We start from the raw sequence: 16,578 nt of genomic DNA, 5'->3' as shown, positions 1-16,578 counted from the left end.
TTTTAGGAAAAATAAGCTAGAGTAGGTAACCTGCGTCCAAGTGTTAGAGAATGGGACGTTGTCTCTAAACGAAAGGGTATTTTATCCTGCGGTAGGTTATCGCGTCCGCTGCTACATCGAAAATGATATTTTTTAACATTCTACTTGATGTAGCAGAAATTAAAGCTATATCAAGGAGAATGAATATGAAAATATCATCACGTATTATAACCAATATTGGTTTATTAATTGCATTGAGTATAATTTTAACAAGAATAGCAAGTATTCGAATCGCTATTGGAGGAATAGAGGGTGTAAGGATTGGTTTTGGTGGATTGCCGATAATTTTAGGTGGAATAATGTTTGGCCCTTTAGCCGGAGGTATTGTCGGGGGCGTATCTGATATATTAGGGTATATTGTTAATCCCATAGGGGCATATATGCCACACTTTACTCTTAGCTCTGCCCTGACCGGTATAATCCCTGTGCTTTTTTTACATATTAGCCGGAAAGATAGCCTGAACATTTTAAATTTAATTTTAGCAATTGCCATTGGGCAGATTATAACCACAGCCATAATGGTGCCTTACTTTTTACATATTTTATTTGGTATACCCTGGAAGGTATTAATTATACCGAGGTTAGTATCTGTACCGATTAATATATTAATATATTCCTTGCTTATAAGAATAATTCTGACAAGATATCAAAAAATATTTCCTCAACCCAGAGATTGACAATTTGGAAGGTTAAGATGCAATGATAAAAGTAACTTTTTTACCTGAACAAAGAAATATTGAAGTAAAAAAAGAGACCAGAATACTTGATGCCCTAAATAAAGCCGGGATAGATATTGATGTACCCTGTGGTGGAGAGGGAACTTGTGGCAAATGTAAGATTTTAATAGTAAAAGGTGCACCACCTGCAGGTTCTGTAGAGAAGAAATTCTTAACAGATAAAGAAATAGCGGAAGGTTACAGGTTAGCCTGTCAGACAAAATTAATCCAGGATACAATAATAGAGATTCCTTCGGAGGTCAGGTTAAATCTCAAGGAATTTCTTTTATCAAGGGCAAAAGGTGATGTATGCAATACGAGTAATGTTTTTCATCCAGATAATAATTTGAGGAAAATATATATTGAGTTAGAAAGGCCTTCTATCAATAATCAGGTATCTGATTGGGAAAATATTAAGGATGTATTATCTCAAAAAAAGATAAACAATGAACCAGTTCCAGCTAATTTATCAGTTCCTTTACAAATTTTGCAAAAAATTCCCATATTAATTAGAGAAGCTGATTATAAGATTACAGTCACTCTTTTTCAGAATAGGATTATTGATATTGAAAAAGGTGATACTACTGATGATAATTATGGTATTGCTTTTGACATTGGGACAACAACAGTAGCAGGATATTTGATTAACCTGATAACCGGAAAAGAAATTGCTGTTGTTGCAAAATCAAACCCCCAGATTAAATATGGCGATGATACTATTTCAAGGATTGGATTTATTAAGAAAGCCAATCATGGCTTACAAAAGTTACAGGAAGAGATTATTGGAGTTATCAATGAAATTATAACTGAATCTTCCCGGAAGGCAAAAATAGATAAAAAAAACATCTATAAAAGTGTATTTGTCGGAAATACCTGTATGCATCATATATTATTAGGAATTAACCCTGTCAATTTAGCGCCATCACCTTATATCCCTGTTATCAGAGAAAGTCTCAATTTGAAAGCAGCAGATATCTCCGGTCTCTGCCTTAATCAGACTGCCGAAGTTTTTATACTTCCCAATATTTCCGCCTTTGTGGGAGCGGATATTACAGCCGGTATTATTGCTAATAGTCTGTACAAGAAAGGCAAAGCTGTTTTGCTGGTCGATTTAGGAACTAACGGAGAAATTGTGCTGGGAGCTCAGGGGGAATTATTGGCTTGTTCAACAGCAGTAGGTCCGGCTTTTGAAGGTGCCAGGATTTCCTCAGGCATGAGAGCAGCAAAAGGAGCTATCGATAAAGTAAAAATTGAAAATGATGCAATTGTTTACAGGGTTATTGAAGACGGAAAGATAAGGGGACTGTGCGGTGCAGGGCTGATTGATATAATTGCCGAATTGCTTAGATTAGGAATTATAAATAGAAGTGGAAAGCTTCTTGATAGAAAAGAGTGTAGTTCCATAGTAAACAAAGAAATAAAAAAAAGAATATTAGAAGGCGAAAATGGAAATAAATTTCTTTTAGCCAAAGGTGAGAAGACTTTGAAAGGAAAAGATATTTATCTGACTCAAAAGGATATTAGAGAAGTTCAATTAGCCAAAGCTGCGGTAAATGCAGGAATCAAAATTCTGTTAAGAGAAGCAGGTATTTCTGCAGCTGATATTAATGAGATATTGGTAGCAGGAGCTTTTGGTAATTTTATTGACAAGAAAAATGCTGTAAGGATAGGATTAATACCTGATTTATCATTAATAAAAATAAAAAATGTTGGCAATGCAGCTGGGAAAGGTGCTGAGCTTGCTCTATGTTCTGATGAGAAAAGACTATTATCTGAAAGAATTTACAAGCAGGTAAATTATATTGAATTATCTTCCAACCCCGATTTTCAAAAGGAATTTATTAGCGAAATATTTTTTAATAAAAGCAAATAAATGATAATAAAATTAATTAATTTATTAGAGCATAGTTCACTTTAACAGTAAAAAGGTTATGTTTAAATGGAAATTATAGAAAATATCAGATTAAGGATAGATAAAGAGGAGGTGTTGCGTTACCTGGGATGTTTTAAGAAAGAGGCTTCGGATATCAACCCGTTAATTATAAAACTGACCAGGGAAGAAATAGCCCAGGCATATAGTTTGATTGAACCAAAAGGAATTTATGATTTTGTTAAAGTCAAACAGTTTTGTCTGGGAAGTGGAAAAATTCTTCTTTCAAATAAACAATCCTTGCAGTTTGATAATAAGTTGGTTGAGCAATTAGCAGATATAAAATATGCTGTTTTTTGTATAGTGAGCGTCGGACATTTTTTAGAGGATAAGATATCCGAATATTTCTCTTCAGGTGAAGCTCCAAAGGCTATGGCTCTTGATGCTGCGGGAACTGTTGCAATTAGAAATTTCCGCGATTGTATGTGTAAACTGATTCGTCAAAAAGCTGAGGATATGGGATTGAAGGTTATTGGATCTTTTAGTCCCGGTGAAGAAGGATGGACAATAGATCAACAAAAAACTATCTTTCAAATTATACCCGCCGACAAAATCGGAGTAAATATAACTGATTCCTATATGATGGTACCCAAAAAGTCATTATCTTTTATGATAGGAATAGGGATAAAGCCAAAAATATTCAAAAATAAAGAAAATTCCTGCAAAACATGCAAGGCAGTTAATTGTCAATTCAGAAAAAACTGAAATTTAATTAAAATAGTCATACCACAAAAATATAAAAAGAGTATGTATTATTAATATTATAGCTTGACAGGCATGAAAAAATTTGACAATCCCCCAAATAAGATTTAGTATTTATGGAAATATTTAAAAACCTTAATTAATACATTTCATAAAAGATAGAAGAGGAGTATTTTGATGGGGAAGGTCAAGAGAACATTTCAAGAAATTAATGATAAAATAGCCAGAAAAGAAGCAATAGTAATGACAGCCGAGGAAGTAATTTCCTTAAAGGAAGAGCAGGGAATTGCCAAAGCAACGGAAATGGTAGATGTGGTAACTACCGGAACTTTCGGTCCAATGTGTTCTTCAGGGGCTTTCTTTAATGTAGGACATAGTGACCCACCCATTCGCATGCAGAAAGTATGGCTTAATGATGTAATGGCTTATGCCGGATTAGCTGCTGTTGATTTCTATTTAGGTGCTACCCAGTTATCTGAAACAGAGAGAAACGATTATGGTGGAGCACATGTAATTGAAGATTTTGTAAAAGGAAAAAATATTCGCTTAAAGGCAATTTCTGGCGGAACAGATTGCTATCCTGCCCGAGAAGTAGAGGCTACGATTTCTAAAAATACAGTTAACCAGGCGTTTATGGTTAACCCCAGGAATTCTTATCAGAATTACAATGTGGCAGTTAACCAGTCATCCAAAAAAATATACACCTATATGGGAATACTGCTCCCTGAGCTGGGAAATGCAAGTTATTCTACCAGTGGCCAGTTAAGTCCATTACTAAATGATCCTGATTTAAGAACTATCGGCATTGGAACAAGGATTTTTATTGGTGGTGCGCAAGGCTATGTGATCTGGGAAGGAACTCAGTTTAATCCTCAACCAATTTTTGGCAAAGATGACAAAGAGAAGATAATTGGTAAAAAAGGAGCAGTCTTGTCTTTAATAGGTGACTTAAAAGAAATGAATCCGGACTTTTTACAGGCTGCTTTTTTCTCAGGTTATGGAGTGACTCTTTATATGGGAATCGGGGTTCCCATACCTATACTTGATGAAGAGATGCTGAAGGCAGTTAGTATTAAAGATGAAGAGATATATACAGAGATAACCGATTACAGCTACCCACATCTCAATAAACCTTCACTGGGTGTTGTAAATTATAACCAATTAAGAAGTGGACAGATAGAGATTAAAGGGAAAAAAATACCCACTTCATCAGTTTCGAGTTATGCAAAGGCAAGAGAGATTGCCTCTACACTAAAAGATTTGATAGTAAAAGGACAATTTCTCCTGCAGGAACCTATTCAGCCTTTTCCTTCTAAGAGAGAATTTAAACAATTAAAGACTAAACGGGTCCAATAATATTCCAGAAAATTTTACCAAAATTCCGGAGGTATCATGATTAAACAAAAAGCAATTTTAAGATTTACTTCTTCCACTGTGGAAGAACCGATTACATATCTATTAATTAAAAAATATGACTTGTGGATTAATATACTGCAAGCAAAATTTGAACCTGGTATTGGCGGAAAGCTGGTTATTGAAATTCGTGGAGACCGGAAGCAGATAGATAAGGCATTTCATTTTTTAAAAGAACATAATGTGAAAGTTGAATTTCTTGAACAGGAAATTTTCTGGAATGAAAAAAAATGTAATCACTGCGGTGCCTGTGTTTCCATCTGTCCTGTTGGGGCTATAAAAATGAATAAAGAAAACTATCACCTGGAATTCAATTATCAGGATTGTGTGGTATGTGGTTATTGTGCAGATGCCTGTCCCGTAGGGGCTATTGAATATATTTTTTAGCCTGATTTAATTATGGATAATCAAAATATTAATTACAGCAATTTTTTCGATGTGAAGCATTATAATCGCTCATATCGACAAAGAATTAAAAGTCGGGATTTAATTTCTTTTCAGGTGAAGGAAGCAGAAAGTGATTTACTGATTCAAGCACCTGTTCTTCTACAAAAAGAGGGGTTATCTGCCCTGAGGCATTTTCGGAATGTGCTGGAGGAATATATCAGGAAAAACCTGGAGTTTAAGGATACATTAAAGCCATATCCTTTTGATAATTTCGCACACCCCATGATAAAGGAAATGATTAAAGCTTCTGCAATCTGTCAGGTAGGCCCGATGGCAGCCGTTGCCGGCTGTATATCCCAGTATACTGCAGAAAGACTGTTAACCAAAACCGATGAGGTAATTATTGAAAATGGCGGAGACCTTTATCTTAAAAGCTCTCACATCAGAAAAGTAATCATTTATGCCGGATTGTCTCCATTGAGTAATAAAATATATCTGAAAATTGATTCCCGTAAGAAAGGTATTGGTTTATGTACCTCCTCCGGTACCGTAGGACCCTCTTTCAGTATGGGAAAGGCAGATGCAGTAACCGTTCTTTCCAATTCTGCTGCCCTGGCAGATGCTGCTGCTACGGCTATCGGTAATATAATTCTTACCAAAGCAGATATAAAAAAAGGATTAAAGGTTGCAAAGAATATTGATGGAATTCTTGGATTGGTTATTATCAAAGATGACCGGATAGGCATGTGGGGAGAAATAGATTATGGATTGGTTTAATATAATTGTTTTTCATTGAAGTATGGTAAAATAATATTATTCCAATTATCTGGACATTAATGACTACAGAGGTTTTTAGATGTATTTACCTACTACCCGGGAAGAAATGGCAAAATTATCCTGGGAAAAACTGGACATAATCATAGTAACCGGAGATACCTATATTGATAGTCCCTATATGGGAATTTCTGTGATAGGGAAGATCTTACTCAAAGCCGGTTACAGGGTAGGTATTATTGCCCAGCCTGACATAAATTCTCCTGATGATATTTGCAGATTAGGAGAGCCATGCCTTTTTTGGGGAGTAACCGCCGGATCCGTAGATTCAATGATAGCCAATTATACCGCTACCGGGAAAAAAAGAAAAAAAGATGATTATACCCCGGGAGGAATAAATAACCGCCGGCCTGACCGGGCAACTATCGTCTATGTCAACCTCATCAAGCGCTATTTTAAAAACACTTGTCCCATTGTGCTTGGAGGTATCGAGGCAAGCCTGAGAAGAATAGCCCATTATGATTTTTGGGATGATTGTATAAGGCGATCAATTTTATTTGACAGTAAAGCTGATATCTTAGTTTATGGGATGGCTGAGAATAGTATCTTAGAATTAACCAAACGGCTTGCTAAAAAAGAATCCATTAGCGATATTCGTGGTATCTGTTATATTTCTGATAATCCTGTTGAAAAAAGCATTCTTCTTCCTTCTTTTTCGGAAGTAAAACAGGATAAAGAGAAATTTATCCAGATGTTTCACCTGTTTTATCAAAATCAGGACCCTTTCCACGGTAAGATTCTGGCACAACAACAGGATAATCGCTATCTTATCCATAATCCACCTTCCTTCCCTTTATCAACAAAAAAACTGGATAAGATATACGAAATTGATTATGAAAATGATGTTCATCCTTTCTATTTTAAGGATGGACCTGTCAGGGCTATGGATACCATTAAATTTTCAGTAACATCTCACAGAGGATGTTTTGGTGAATGTAATTTTTGTGCAATTACTGTTCACCAGGGGAAATATATCCAGTCAAGGAGTGAAAAATCAATTATCAATGAGATTAAACAGCTGGCAACTGATAAGGATTTCAAGGGATATATTCTGGATGTAGGTGGTCCCACTGCTAATATGTATGGTATGGGATGTTCTGATCCCAGGCGAGATAGTCATTGTCTAAAAAAACGTTGTCTGTTTCCAGTAATATGCAATAACCTTGCACTAAGTCATCAACCACAGATGAGGTTATTGAGAAAAATCAGAAAAATTAAAGGAATTAAGAAAATTTTTGTTGCCTCCGGGATTCGTTATGATTTAGTGGTGGCAGATAAAAAAAATGGTACAAACTACCTGAGGGAAATAATACAACATCATATTTCCGGACAATTAAAAATAGCACCTGAACATATTGAGAAAAAGGTACTCTCTTTAATGGGAAAAGGAGACAACAAATATTTATCCAGTTTTAAGAAACTATTTGACCGTATTAACCGACAGACAGGCCAAAAGCAATATTTAACCTATTATTTTATTGCAGCACATCCAGGCTGCAGAGAGAAAGATATGATTCTGCTTAAACAATTTATTCAAAAAGAGTTGCATATTTATCCAGAACAGGTGCAGATATTTATTCCTACACCTTCCACTTATTCTTCAGTAATGTATTATACCGGCATGGATCCTTTTACAGGAGATAATATTTTTGTAGAAAAAAAGGTAAAAAATAAAGAAAAACAAAAAAAATTAATTATAAATTAATAATTCGGGTGTATTATTTAATGTATAAAATTTATTATAACTATATACATACATAATCACAATTTTTATCTTTAGAAATTACAATAATAGAGAAAACAGTCTTTAGACATTAATTATTAAAATAATTCTCTTAGAAATAGAAAGGTTTTAAAATTCATGTTGCCTTTGATCTACATAGTTGATGATGAACAGGATATAGTTGATTTAATTTCACTTCACTTAAACAAATACTCTTTTCAAACCAAGGGTTTTCTGGATGCTGCCACATTTTACCAGCAGCTGGCTATTAAAATTCCTGATTTGATTATTCTTGACATTATGCTTCCTGATGAAGGAGGTTTTGAGGTGTGTAAATATCTTAAAAGAGATGAACGCTATATGGATATACCGGTTATCATCCTTTCTGCCCGAACTGGAGAGACAGATAAAATTTTAGGATTAGAGCTGGGTGCTGATGATTATGTGACAAAGCCATTTTCGCCAGGGGAAATGGTTGCCAGGATAAAAGCAGTATTAAGGAGAAAAAAAGCAAAATCAGAAGATAAAAAAATTGTGATTGATGAAACTTTAACTATTGAGCTGGAGAAATACCGTGTTTTTATTGGAGACAGGGAAATCTCTTTAACTTCAACTGAATTTAGAATATTAAAACTATTTGCCACTAAACAGGGCTGGGTTTTTAACCGGCAACAGATATTAGACTATCTTTGGGGTGAAGAAAAAGCGGTTTTAGATCGTACTATAGATGTACATGTTAAGAATTTAAGAGAAAAATTAGGAAATAAAGGTCATTTAATCAAAAATGTTCGAGGAGTCGGTTATAAGCTGGAATTATGAGAAAATCAAGATTTTTTAAATTATCTATTATTTATATAATTGTAATAGCCCTGCTATCTCTAATAGCGTTAATACTTTTAACATCATCAGTAAAAAATCAATATATCAATAATAAAGTTGAAAATATGACTCACCTTTCTACAATAATTGAGAAGACTGTCAAACCTTTTTTTATTCAGCAGGATTGGTCCGGGCTGGATGAATTTATAACAGAAATATCCAGAGAAACAGGTACCAGGATTACAATAATCCATATTAACGGTCAGGTAATAGCTGAATCAGAAAAAGAGTCCCAGGAAATGGAAAGCCATATCAACAGACCTGAGATAAAAACAGCACTGGAGGGAAAACAAACTCATATAGTCAGATATAGCACGACAACCAGGGAGGATATGCTTTATTTTTCTACCCCGATTAGGCTGGAAGAGAATATTATTGCAGCAATCAGACTGAGTGCCTTTCTGGACGAGATGCAGGATATTTTTGCTAACTTGAGAAGCACAATTTTACTGATTAGTATCATACTGATGCTGTTTTTTATTGGTATCTCCTCTTATGTTTCTAAAATATTTACAATACCTACCGGGAGGTTGCTGCAGGCTTTTGACAGGGTAGGTTATGGCAACCTTGAAACAAGAATAATTTTTCAACAGCAGGGACCCGAGATTAAGGAATTATCTGAGGGATTCAATAAAATGGCTGAAAAATTACAAAGTTTTGTTAGTGCATTATCAATGCAGACCGAGGAGTTGGATGCCATAATTTCCACAATAGCCAGTGGAATTGTACTGCTGGATAATAAAGGAAAAATTATTTTATACAACAGTCAATTCCGAAAAGATTTTTATCAACACAATATGGGCGAGAAGTATTTTTGGGAAGTAATTCGGGATAGCAAATTAAATAAGAAAGTAAGCGAATTGATTGAAAAGAAAAATAATTTTACCACAGAAATTGATATATCAGGAAAAGATTATCTGTGCACAGGAACTTATATTGAAAAAAAGGATAAATCGGTTTTAATATTCAATGATATTACCCGTTCTAAAAAATTAGCCCTAATCAAAAAAAACCTGATTACAAATATTTCCCATGAATTGCGAACCCCTCTCACTTCTATTAAAGGCTATATTGAAACAATGGAAGGTGCTACTGACATTGAGAAAGAAAAATATATCCAGGTTATTAAAAGAAATACAGAAAGGCTCATCAGTATGGTAGATGACCTGCTTGTCTTATCTGAGTTGGAGGACAAAGGTGGAAAATTACAGATAGAAAAAATCGACTTAAAAGAATTAATGACGAGTATAGTCAAAATATTTAGGCCATCAATTAAAGATAAACAATTAAAATTAGTAATGGATATCCAGGATGATATACCAAATATAGAAGCAGACATATACAAGCTTGAACAATTATTTATCAACCTGATTGATAATGCAATCAAATATACGGAGAAAGGTGAAATAATTGTTTCCATCAACTTGCTGACAGCCAATAAAGTACAGATTAAAATTACAGATACCGGTATTGGAATAAAAGAGGAAGATGTTAGTCGAATCTTTGAACGCTTTTATGTAGTCAACAAGGCAAGGTCCCGGCAACAGGGAGGAACAGGTTTGGGTCTTTCTATTGTTAAACATATAGTGATGCTGCATAAGGGAGAGATAAGAGTGGACAGCCGGTTAGGATTAGGAACCAGGTTTATTATAACGCTACCTGTCTACCAAACATAAAATTTTATTTTAAGCTACTTATAATGAGTTTGAAGTCAAAACAAATATACATAATAAAAAAATTAATTTTTTATAAAATAATAAACAAAAAAGGAAAGCAGTATGAAAAAAATTATTTTTCTTTGTACAGGCAATTCCTGCAGAAGTCAGATGGCCGAAGGTTTTATGTATAATATGGCTGGTGATAAATTTCAAGTAGTCAGTGCCGGGGTTAAACCAACCCAGGTTAATCCTTATGCAATAAAGGTGATGGCAGAGGCTGGTATTGATATTTCAAAACATAGATCAAAATCGGTTACTGAATTTTTAAACTGGCAATTTGATTATGTTATTACAGTTTGTAATCATGCCAGGCAAGTTTGCCCTGTATTCCCGGGAAATCATCAAAATATCCACTGGGACATAGAAGACCCTGCAAATTTCAAGGGAAATGAGCATGATAAAATCAAATTCTTTCGAAAAATCAGGAATGAAATAAAAGAGAAATGTCTGAATTTTTTAAAAAACTATTAAAATTAACATATTCTTAACACTATATTTATATATTCTTTACAAAACTCCTTTATATTTGTAATCAACAAAAAGAGATGAAAATCATTTCAAAAAAATAAAAGGAGATAAAAATGAGAAAATTAAAAAAAATAAACCTGGTTATTATGAGTATAGCAGTTATTTGTTCCCTTTTAACTTCTACCAATGGACTGGCTGCAGATAATATTATAGTAAAAGGCTCAACAACTGTACTGCCAATATCACAGGTCTGTGCTGAAGTTTTTATGGATCAGAACCCAAAAATAGATATTTCTGTACAGGGTGGTGGTTCAGGTGTTGGTATATCCTCTATAATTGATGGTACATGCGATATTGGTAATGCCTCCCGTGCCATAAAGGGGAAGGAATTAGAAAATGCTGAAGAAAAGGGAGTTGAGCCAATTGGAAATATAGTGGCAAGAGATGCCATTGCTGTTGTAGTTAATCCGGTTAATGGTGTTAATGAATTGACTCTTGAACAAATTAAATCAATCTACACCGGGGAATTTTCCAACTGGTCACAAGTGGGAGGTACTAACCAGGAAATCGTGGTTATTTCAAGAGATTCTGCCAGTGGAACCTTTGAAGCTTTTAATGAATTAGCTCTGGAAAAAGAAAGGGTAAGACCTGATGCCTTGTTACAGGCTTCTAATGCTGCTGTTGCTACCAGTGTAGCCAATACTCCAGGAGCAATAGGTTATATTGGTCTGGGTTATGTGACCTCTAAAGTAAAATCTATTAAAATTAATGGAGTAGCACCCAGCAAAGATACTGTAAATTCAGATACCTATCCCCTGGCAAGACCCTTGTTTATGTATACCAATGGAGAGCCTGCAGGTGAAGTAAAACAATTCATTAATTTTGTAATGAGTGAAGAAGGACAAAAGTTAGTTGAAGAAAATGGTTATATCAGTGTTAAATAACTGAATAATCAATACAGATACCTGACCTCCCGGGCATGGCTTCAATAAAGAGTTTATGCCCGGTTATTTCCTTAAATTAACAAAAAAATCTAAAAGAGTGTAAAGGCAAAAACTAAATGTATCAGAAAAAAGAAAGAATTATTAAATGGATATTTGCTATCCTGGCTTTTGCTTCTTTACTATTTTTAGTTGGGATAATGGTTACCCTATTAGCTACAGGTTTGCCTGCTTTTCAGGAAATAGGATTGTTTAATTTTATCCTTGGTAAAGATTGGTATCCTACTTATGACCCCCCGGACTTTGGTATACTTCCATTGATTATGGCGTCATTAATGGTAACAATCGGGGCAATATTGGTATGTGTACCATTAGGAGTAGGAAGTGCTCTTTTTATCAATGAACTGGCAACACATAAACAAAAGGCCATCTTAAAGCCTATTATTGAGATATTGGCAGGTATACCATCTATAGTTTACGGATTTTTTGGCATGGTTATTGTTGCACCGTATCTGCAAAGAACCTTAAATATCCCTGTTGGCCAGACTGCTTTTACCGGAAGCCTAATGTTGGGTATTATGGCTACTCCTACTGTCTGCAGTATTTCAGAAGATGCTCTCAGTTTTGTCCCCAATAGTTTTAGGGAGGCTTCTCTGGCATTAGGGGGAAACAGGTGGCAGACTTTAACAAAGGTTATTATTCCAGCTGCCGGCTCAGGGATTTCAACCGGCATTATCCTGGGAATGAGTCGTGCAGTCGGGGAAACCATGACTGTTTTAATGGTGACCGGTGGTGCAGCGGTTATTCCCACTTCTTTTTTAAAGCCTGTGCGGCCGATGACCTCAACTATAGCCGCGGAAATGGGTGAAACAGTAGTAGGAAGCACTCATTATCATTCTTTATTTGCTATTGGGCTAATATTATTTTTAATAACCCTGGTGTTTAATATTATTGCAGAAATAATAAGTCGCCGATACCGATTAAAATTAGGATTAGGAAGGTAGTTCAAATGGATAAAAAAATTAAGCAGAATCTTGGCTTTTTGTTGTTATTCATCTGTATTTTAACTACCATCTTTTTTTTAGGAATTATTATATATTTTATTGTAGCCAGGGGATTTGCAGTCTTATCATGGGAATTTTTAACTCAAGTACCCAGAAAGGCTATGACGACCGGAGGAGTAGCTCCTGCTATTGTAGGCACCCTTTATCTAACCTTGGGAGCCATGGTTTTTTCTATTCCCCTTGGTCTGGCTAGTGCGATATACTTGAGTGAATATAGTCCGAAAAGTGTTGTAGTAAATATCATTCGCATCAGCATCAATAATTTAGCCGGGGTACCATCTGTGGTGTTTGGTCTTTTTGGATTGGCAATATTTGTTAAATATTTCGGATTTGGGGTATCGATTCTTTCCGGTTCTTTAACTTTGGGAATTATGGTTTTGCCAAGCATAATATCTGCAGCACAGGAAGCCCTGATGGCGGTACCACAGTCCTACCGGGAAGCATCCCTTGCCCTGGGGGCAACATTGTGGGAGACTATTAGAAAGGTAGTCCTTCCCAGTGCTCTGCCGGGAATTTTAACTGGTGTTATATTGAGTATAGGAAGAGTAGCGGGTGAGACTGCACCGATTATGTTTACTGCAGCTACTTTTTATACCCGGGGTTACCCTGATTCAGTCTTTTCGGAGGTAATGGCTTTACCTTACCATATTTATGCTTTGATGACCGAGGGAGTTCACCCCGAGGAACAGACCAGTATTGCCTATGGTTGTGCGCTTATTTTATTAATATTGGTATTAACAATGTCAGTCCTGGCAATTATTCTCAGGCAAAGACAAAGGAGCCAAAGTTATTATGGAACTTAAAACCAAGATAAAGGTTAGAGATATTCATTTTTATTATGGTCAAACACAGGTTTTAAAAGGCTTTGATTTAGATATCTATAAAAATAAGGTAACGGCTGTAATTGGGCCTTCAGGATGTGGAAAATCAACTCTGATCCGCATGCTTAATCGAATGAATGATTTGATACCTAAAGCCAGGTTAGAAGGTTCTATAATACTTGATGATGAAGACATAAATGATCCAAAGGCCGATGTAGTAGAGCTTCGACGCAGAGTGGGGATGGTTTTTCAAAAACCAAACCCATTTCCAAAAAGCATTTTTGATAATATCAGCTATGGATTGGAAGTAAATGGCATAAAAAACCGCAGAAAGAAAGAAGAAATTGTGATACAATCACTAAAAAAGGCAGCATTATGGGAAGAGGTCAAGGACCGTTTGAATGAAAGTGCACTTGGTCTTTCAGGAGGTCAACAACAACGAATCTGTATAGCCCGTTGCCTGGCTGTTGCACCGGAAGTTCTTTTATTTGATGAGCCATGTGCCAGCCTGGATCCTATTTCTACCCAGAAGATTGAAGAACTAATATTGGAGTTAAAGAAAGACTATACTATTGTAATTGTCACTCATAACATGCAGCAGGCTGCCAGGGTGTCTGATTATACGGCTTTTTTGTACCTTGGTGAGTTAATTGAATTCGGTGAAACAGAGAAAATCTTTACTGTTCCTAAGAACAAAATGACCGAGGCGTACTTAACTGGAAAGTTTGGTTAATATAGGTTAATAAAATTTTACTAATATACTGATAATTAGATTATCCTTTGTGATTAGAAAAGGAGAATATAATGTTAGAAGAGCGTATTATGCCGCTTAAGCGGGAATTAATAGAGTATGCTACCCTGGTTGAAAACATGATAGAAAAAGTTATCAAAGGATTGATGGAGAATAATAAGAACTATCCCCTGGAAGTAATAGAGAAAGACGAACCAAGAACTGACAGGTATGAAGTGGATCTGGATGAAAAATGTATTTGGATTCTTGCCCAGTTTCAGCCTATGGCTGTAGATTTGCGAACTATACTTATGATGCTGGAAATGAACAGAGATCTGGAGAGGATTGGTGATCTGTCTGCAAGTATGTCCCGAAGTATTATTTTTCTCATCGAAAGACCCCAGGTTAAACCTTACATTGATATTCCCAGAATGTCCGAAATAGTGCAGACTATGATAAAGGATAGCGTTAATGCTTTTATAGAAAACGACTCTCAGCTTGCCCGGGAAGTATTTCAGAGGGATAAAATGGTTAATGGTTTAAGAGATCAGATAATACGTGAGCTGCTAACATTTATGAGCTCAGATCCTTCTACTATTGAGCGCTCTTTTCATCTGATCTCATTAGCATTGGATTTAGAACGCATTGGTGACCATTCTACTAATATCTGTGAAGATGTAGTTTTTATGGTTGAAGGAGAGGTAATTAAACATCTTGACGATAAAAACAAGGATAATTCAAAAGAATGATAAAAAAAGATCTTAGATTTTTAGAATATCCTGCAGGCTCTTCCTGATGTCTTTTTTATCATAAACCAGGTTATGTCTTATTTTTTTAGTCGTCAGTTCCTGTAAATTAGCAGGAATCGGTGATCCGCTATATTTACTGAGTTCCTGTAGCAGAACGAGCTCATCCATATTTTTAACATTATTTTCACCGGATAGAGCAGTGAAGACACTCTGATTAAATTTAAAGGGACTGGCTGTAGCATCAACTACAGTTTTGGTATTGTCTTGAACCAAAACCTTATAATCATTAAATACTTTCACGCCTACAGCAGTATGAGGGTCTATCAGGTATTGATATTGGTTATAGACCTTTTTGATAGTATTCATTGTTTCTTTTTCACTGGCATAACCGGCAAATACTATTTCTTCCATCTTATTCTTTAAAGTTTTCTCTAATTTAAAGTTCCCTTTTTCTTGTAAGTTTCTCATCCAGTAATTAATAGCTACCTCATTGTGGTCTGATATTTCAAACAAAAACCTTTCCAGATTACTGGAAATTAATATATCCATAGACGGACTGATGGTAGAAATAAGATGCCGATTGCGGTCATAGATTCCATTTTGAAAAAAGTCAGTCAAGACCTTATTTATATTAGATGCGCAGATTAGTTTTTCAACAGGCAAACCCATCTTGCGGGCATACCAGGCAGCCAAAATATTGCCGAAATTTCCAGTGGGAACAGTGAAGTTAATCTTTTCGGCTAACTGAATCTTTTTTTTCTTTAACAGGGACAAATATGCATAGAAGTAATAGACAATCTGTGGAAAAAGCCTGCCCCAATTAATAGAATTAGCCGAAGAGAACTCATAGCCTTCTTCTAATAAATAATCAGAAAACTGTTTATCAGTAAAGATATCTTTTACAGCATTCTGGCAGTCATCAAAATTACCCCTGACGGAAACTACATGAGTATTGTTGCCTTCTGTGGTAAGCATTTGTAACTCCTGTATTTTACTGACCATTTGAAAAGGATAGTAAACAATAATCCGAGTTCCCGGTACATCTTTAAAACCTTCCAGAGCAGCTTTTCCGGTATCACCGGATGTTGCTACTAATATTATAAGTTGATTAGTGATGGAGAGTTTTTCTAATGCCCCGGATAAAATATGTGGCAGTGCTTGTAAGGCAATATCTTTAAATGCACCTGTTGGTCCATGAAAAAGTTCCATTATGTACAATTGGTCGTCCAGCTGTTTTAGTGGAGTAATCTCGTTAGAATCAAAGTTTTCACTATTGTAAGCATTTCTGGTAATAGAACTTATCTCATTTTCAGAAAAATCATTCTCTAAAAAAAATGAAAAAATATTTGTGGCAAGTTCAGAATAGGACAAATCTTTCCATTGTTCTAATTGCTGGATAGAAATACTTGGGATTTCTTCCGGAACAAATAGCCCCCCTGCAGGGACCATTCCCATTTTTATTGC

General features: G+C 35.4%; 16 protein-coding genes and 1 riboswitch. Of the genes, 15 read left to right on the top strand and 1 reads right to left on the bottom strand.

Going from position 1 to position 16,578, the window contains the following annotated elements; all coding sequences use genetic code 11:
- Positions 1 to 14: 14 nt before the first annotated feature.
- A riboswitch (THF riboswitch) is annotated at positions 15 to 113 on the top strand.
- Between the two features lie 72 nt (positions 114 to 185).
- The 15 genes from PHQ99_05055 (at position 186) to phoU (ending at position 15,114) form a co-directional block, all read left to right on the top strand.
- Entirely contained in the window at positions 186 to 716 is a 531-nt protein-coding gene (locus PHQ99_05055) for a folate family ECF transporter S component (protein MDD4288937.1), read from the top strand.
- Positions 717 to 738: 22 nt separating this feature from the next.
- Positions 739 to 2,628, top strand: coding sequence for an ASKHA domain-containing protein (locus PHQ99_05050; GenBank protein ID MDD4288936.1), 1,890 nt, complete (start codon positions 739 to 741; stop codon positions 2,626 to 2,628).
- A gap of 66 nt (positions 2,629 to 2,694) precedes the next feature.
- On the top strand, positions 2,695 to 3,390 hold the full coding sequence (locus tag PHQ99_05045; GenBank protein MDD4288935.1) for a vitamin B12 dependent-methionine synthase activation domain-containing protein: 696 nt from the start codon (positions 2,695 to 2,697) through the stop codon (positions 3,388 to 3,390).
- A gap of 174 nt (positions 3,391 to 3,564) precedes the next feature.
- Positions 3,565 to 4,743, top strand: coding sequence for a homocysteine biosynthesis protein (locus PHQ99_05040; protein MDD4288934.1), 1,179 nt, complete (start codon positions 3,565 to 3,567; stop codon positions 4,741 to 4,743).
- Positions 4,744 to 4,779: 36 nt separating this feature from the next.
- Positions 4,780 to 5,187, top strand: coding sequence for a 4Fe-4S binding protein (locus PHQ99_05035; protein MDD4288933.1), 408 nt, complete (start codon positions 4,780 to 4,782; stop codon positions 5,185 to 5,187).
- 12 nt (positions 5,188 to 5,199) lie between these two features.
- Complete coding sequence (locus tag PHQ99_05030; protein MDD4288932.1) at positions 5,200 to 5,964, top strand: UPF0280 family protein; 765 nt, start codon at positions 5,200 to 5,202, stop codon at positions 5,962 to 5,964.
- A 79-nt stretch (positions 5,965 to 6,043) separates the two neighbouring features.
- Complete coding sequence (locus PHQ99_05025) at positions 6,044 to 7,726, top strand: YgiQ family radical SAM protein (protein MDD4288931.1); 1,683 nt, start codon at positions 6,044 to 6,046, stop codon at positions 7,724 to 7,726.
- A 156-nt stretch (positions 7,727 to 7,882) separates the two neighbouring features.
- Positions 7,883 to 8,563: a winged helix-turn-helix domain-containing protein gene (locus tag PHQ99_05020; protein ID MDD4288930.1), complete on the top strand. Its 681-nt coding sequence runs from the start codon at positions 7,883 to 7,885 to the stop codon at positions 8,561 to 8,563.
- Positions 8,560 to 10,299: an ATP-binding protein gene (locus PHQ99_05015; GenBank protein ID MDD4288929.1), complete on the top strand. Its 1,740-nt coding sequence runs from the start codon at positions 8,560 to 8,562 to the stop codon at positions 10,297 to 10,299. The genes PHQ99_05020 and PHQ99_05015 overlap by 4 nt, the downstream gene beginning before the upstream one ends.
- Before the next feature lie 102 nt (positions 10,300 to 10,401).
- Positions 10,402 to 10,812 (top strand): arsenate reductase ArsC, encoded by a 411-nt coding sequence (locus tag PHQ99_05010; GenBank protein MDD4288928.1) that lies wholly within the window; start codon positions 10,402 to 10,404, stop codon positions 10,810 to 10,812.
- A gap of 110 nt (positions 10,813 to 10,922) precedes the next feature.
- Positions 10,923 to 11,753 (top strand): PstS family phosphate ABC transporter substrate-binding protein, encoded by an 831-nt coding sequence (locus PHQ99_05005; GenBank protein MDD4288927.1) that lies wholly within the window; start codon positions 10,923 to 10,925, stop codon positions 11,751 to 11,753.
- A 116-nt stretch (positions 11,754 to 11,869) separates the two neighbouring features.
- Positions 11,870 to 12,754 (top strand): phosphate ABC transporter permease subunit PstC, encoded by an 885-nt coding sequence (pstC, locus tag PHQ99_05000; protein MDD4288926.1) that lies wholly within the window; start codon positions 11,870 to 11,872, stop codon positions 12,752 to 12,754.
- Between the two features lie 5 nt (positions 12,755 to 12,759).
- Entirely contained in the window at positions 12,760 to 13,617 is an 858-nt protein-coding gene (pstA, locus tag PHQ99_04995; GenBank protein ID MDD4288925.1) for a phosphate ABC transporter permease PstA, read from the top strand.
- Positions 13,607 to 14,368 carry a phosphate ABC transporter ATP-binding protein PstB gene (pstB, locus tag PHQ99_04990; protein ID MDD4288924.1) on the top strand — a complete coding sequence of 254 codons (762 nt, stop codon included), beginning with the start codon at positions 13,607 to 13,609 and terminating at the stop codon, positions 14,366 to 14,368. Before pstA ends, pstB begins: the two co-directional genes overlap by 11 nt.
- Positions 14,369 to 14,439: 71 nt before the next feature.
- Positions 14,440 to 15,114, top strand: a complete 675-nt coding sequence (phoU, locus tag PHQ99_04985; GenBank protein MDD4288923.1) for a phosphate signaling complex protein PhoU — start codon at positions 14,440 to 14,442, stop codon at positions 15,112 to 15,114.
- Positions 15,115 to 15,126: 12 nt separating this feature from the next.
- Here the strand turns inward: phoU and thrC are convergent.
- A partial coding sequence (gene thrC, locus PHQ99_04980; GenBank protein ID MDD4288922.1) for a threonine synthase occupies positions 15,127 to 16,578 on the bottom strand: 1,452 nt, incomplete at its 5' end.

The organism is Atribacterota bacterium (genome assembly GCA_028703475.1).
Taxonomy (GTDB): Bacteria; Atribacterota; Phoenicimicrobiia; order Phoenicimicrobiales; family Stramentimicrobiaceae; genus JAQVMU01.
The sequence above is the reverse complement of the archived record's forward strand: the minus strand, read 5'-3'. Positions and strand labels throughout refer to the sequence as shown.

Coding starts and splice junctions, on each gene's coding strand:
- PHQ99_05050 (MDD4288936.1), top strand. CDS start 739: ATGATAAAAGTAACTTTTTTACCTGAACAAAGAAATATTGAAGTAAAA.
- PHQ99_05010 (MDD4288928.1), top strand. CDS start 10,402: ATGAAAAAAATTATTTTTCTTTGTACAGGCAATTCCTGCAGAAGTCAG.
- PHQ99_05045 (MDD4288935.1), top strand. CDS start 2,695: ATGGAAATTATAGAAAATATCAGATTAAGGATAGATAAAGAGGAGGTG.
- PHQ99_05005 (MDD4288927.1), top strand. CDS start 10,923: ATGAGAAAATTAAAAAAAATAAACCTGGTTATTATGAGTATAGCAGTT.
- PHQ99_05015 (MDD4288929.1), top strand. CDS start 8,560: ATGAGAAAATCAAGATTTTTTAAATTATCTATTATTTATATAATTGTA.
- phoU (MDD4288923.1), top strand. CDS start 14,440: ATGTTAGAAGAGCGTATTATGCCGCTTAAGCGGGAATTAATAGAGTAT.
- pstA (MDD4288925.1), top strand. CDS start 12,760: ATGGATAAAAAAATTAAGCAGAATCTTGGCTTTTTGTTGTTATTCATC.
- PHQ99_05025 (MDD4288931.1), top strand. CDS start 6,044: ATGTATTTACCTACTACCCGGGAAGAAATGGCAAAATTATCCTGGGAA.
- pstB (MDD4288924.1), top strand. CDS start 13,607: ATGGAACTTAAAACCAAGATAAAGGTTAGAGATATTCATTTTTATTAT.
- PHQ99_05055 (MDD4288937.1), top strand. CDS start 186: ATGAAAATATCATCACGTATTATAACCAATATTGGTTTATTAATTGCA.
- PHQ99_05040 (MDD4288934.1), top strand. CDS start 3,565: ATGGGGAAGGTCAAGAGAACATTTCAAGAAATTAATGATAAAATAGCC.
- pstC (MDD4288926.1), top strand. CDS start 11,870: ATGTATCAGAAAAAAGAAAGAATTATTAAATGGATATTTGCTATCCTG.
- PHQ99_05035 (MDD4288933.1), top strand. CDS start 4,780: ATGATTAAACAAAAAGCAATTTTAAGATTTACTTCTTCCACTGTGGAA.
- PHQ99_05030 (MDD4288932.1), top strand. CDS start 5,200: ATGGATAATCAAAATATTAATTACAGCAATTTTTTCGATGTGAAGCAT.
- PHQ99_05020 (MDD4288930.1), top strand. CDS start 7,883: ATGTTGCCTTTGATCTACATAGTTGATGATGAACAGGATATAGTTGAT.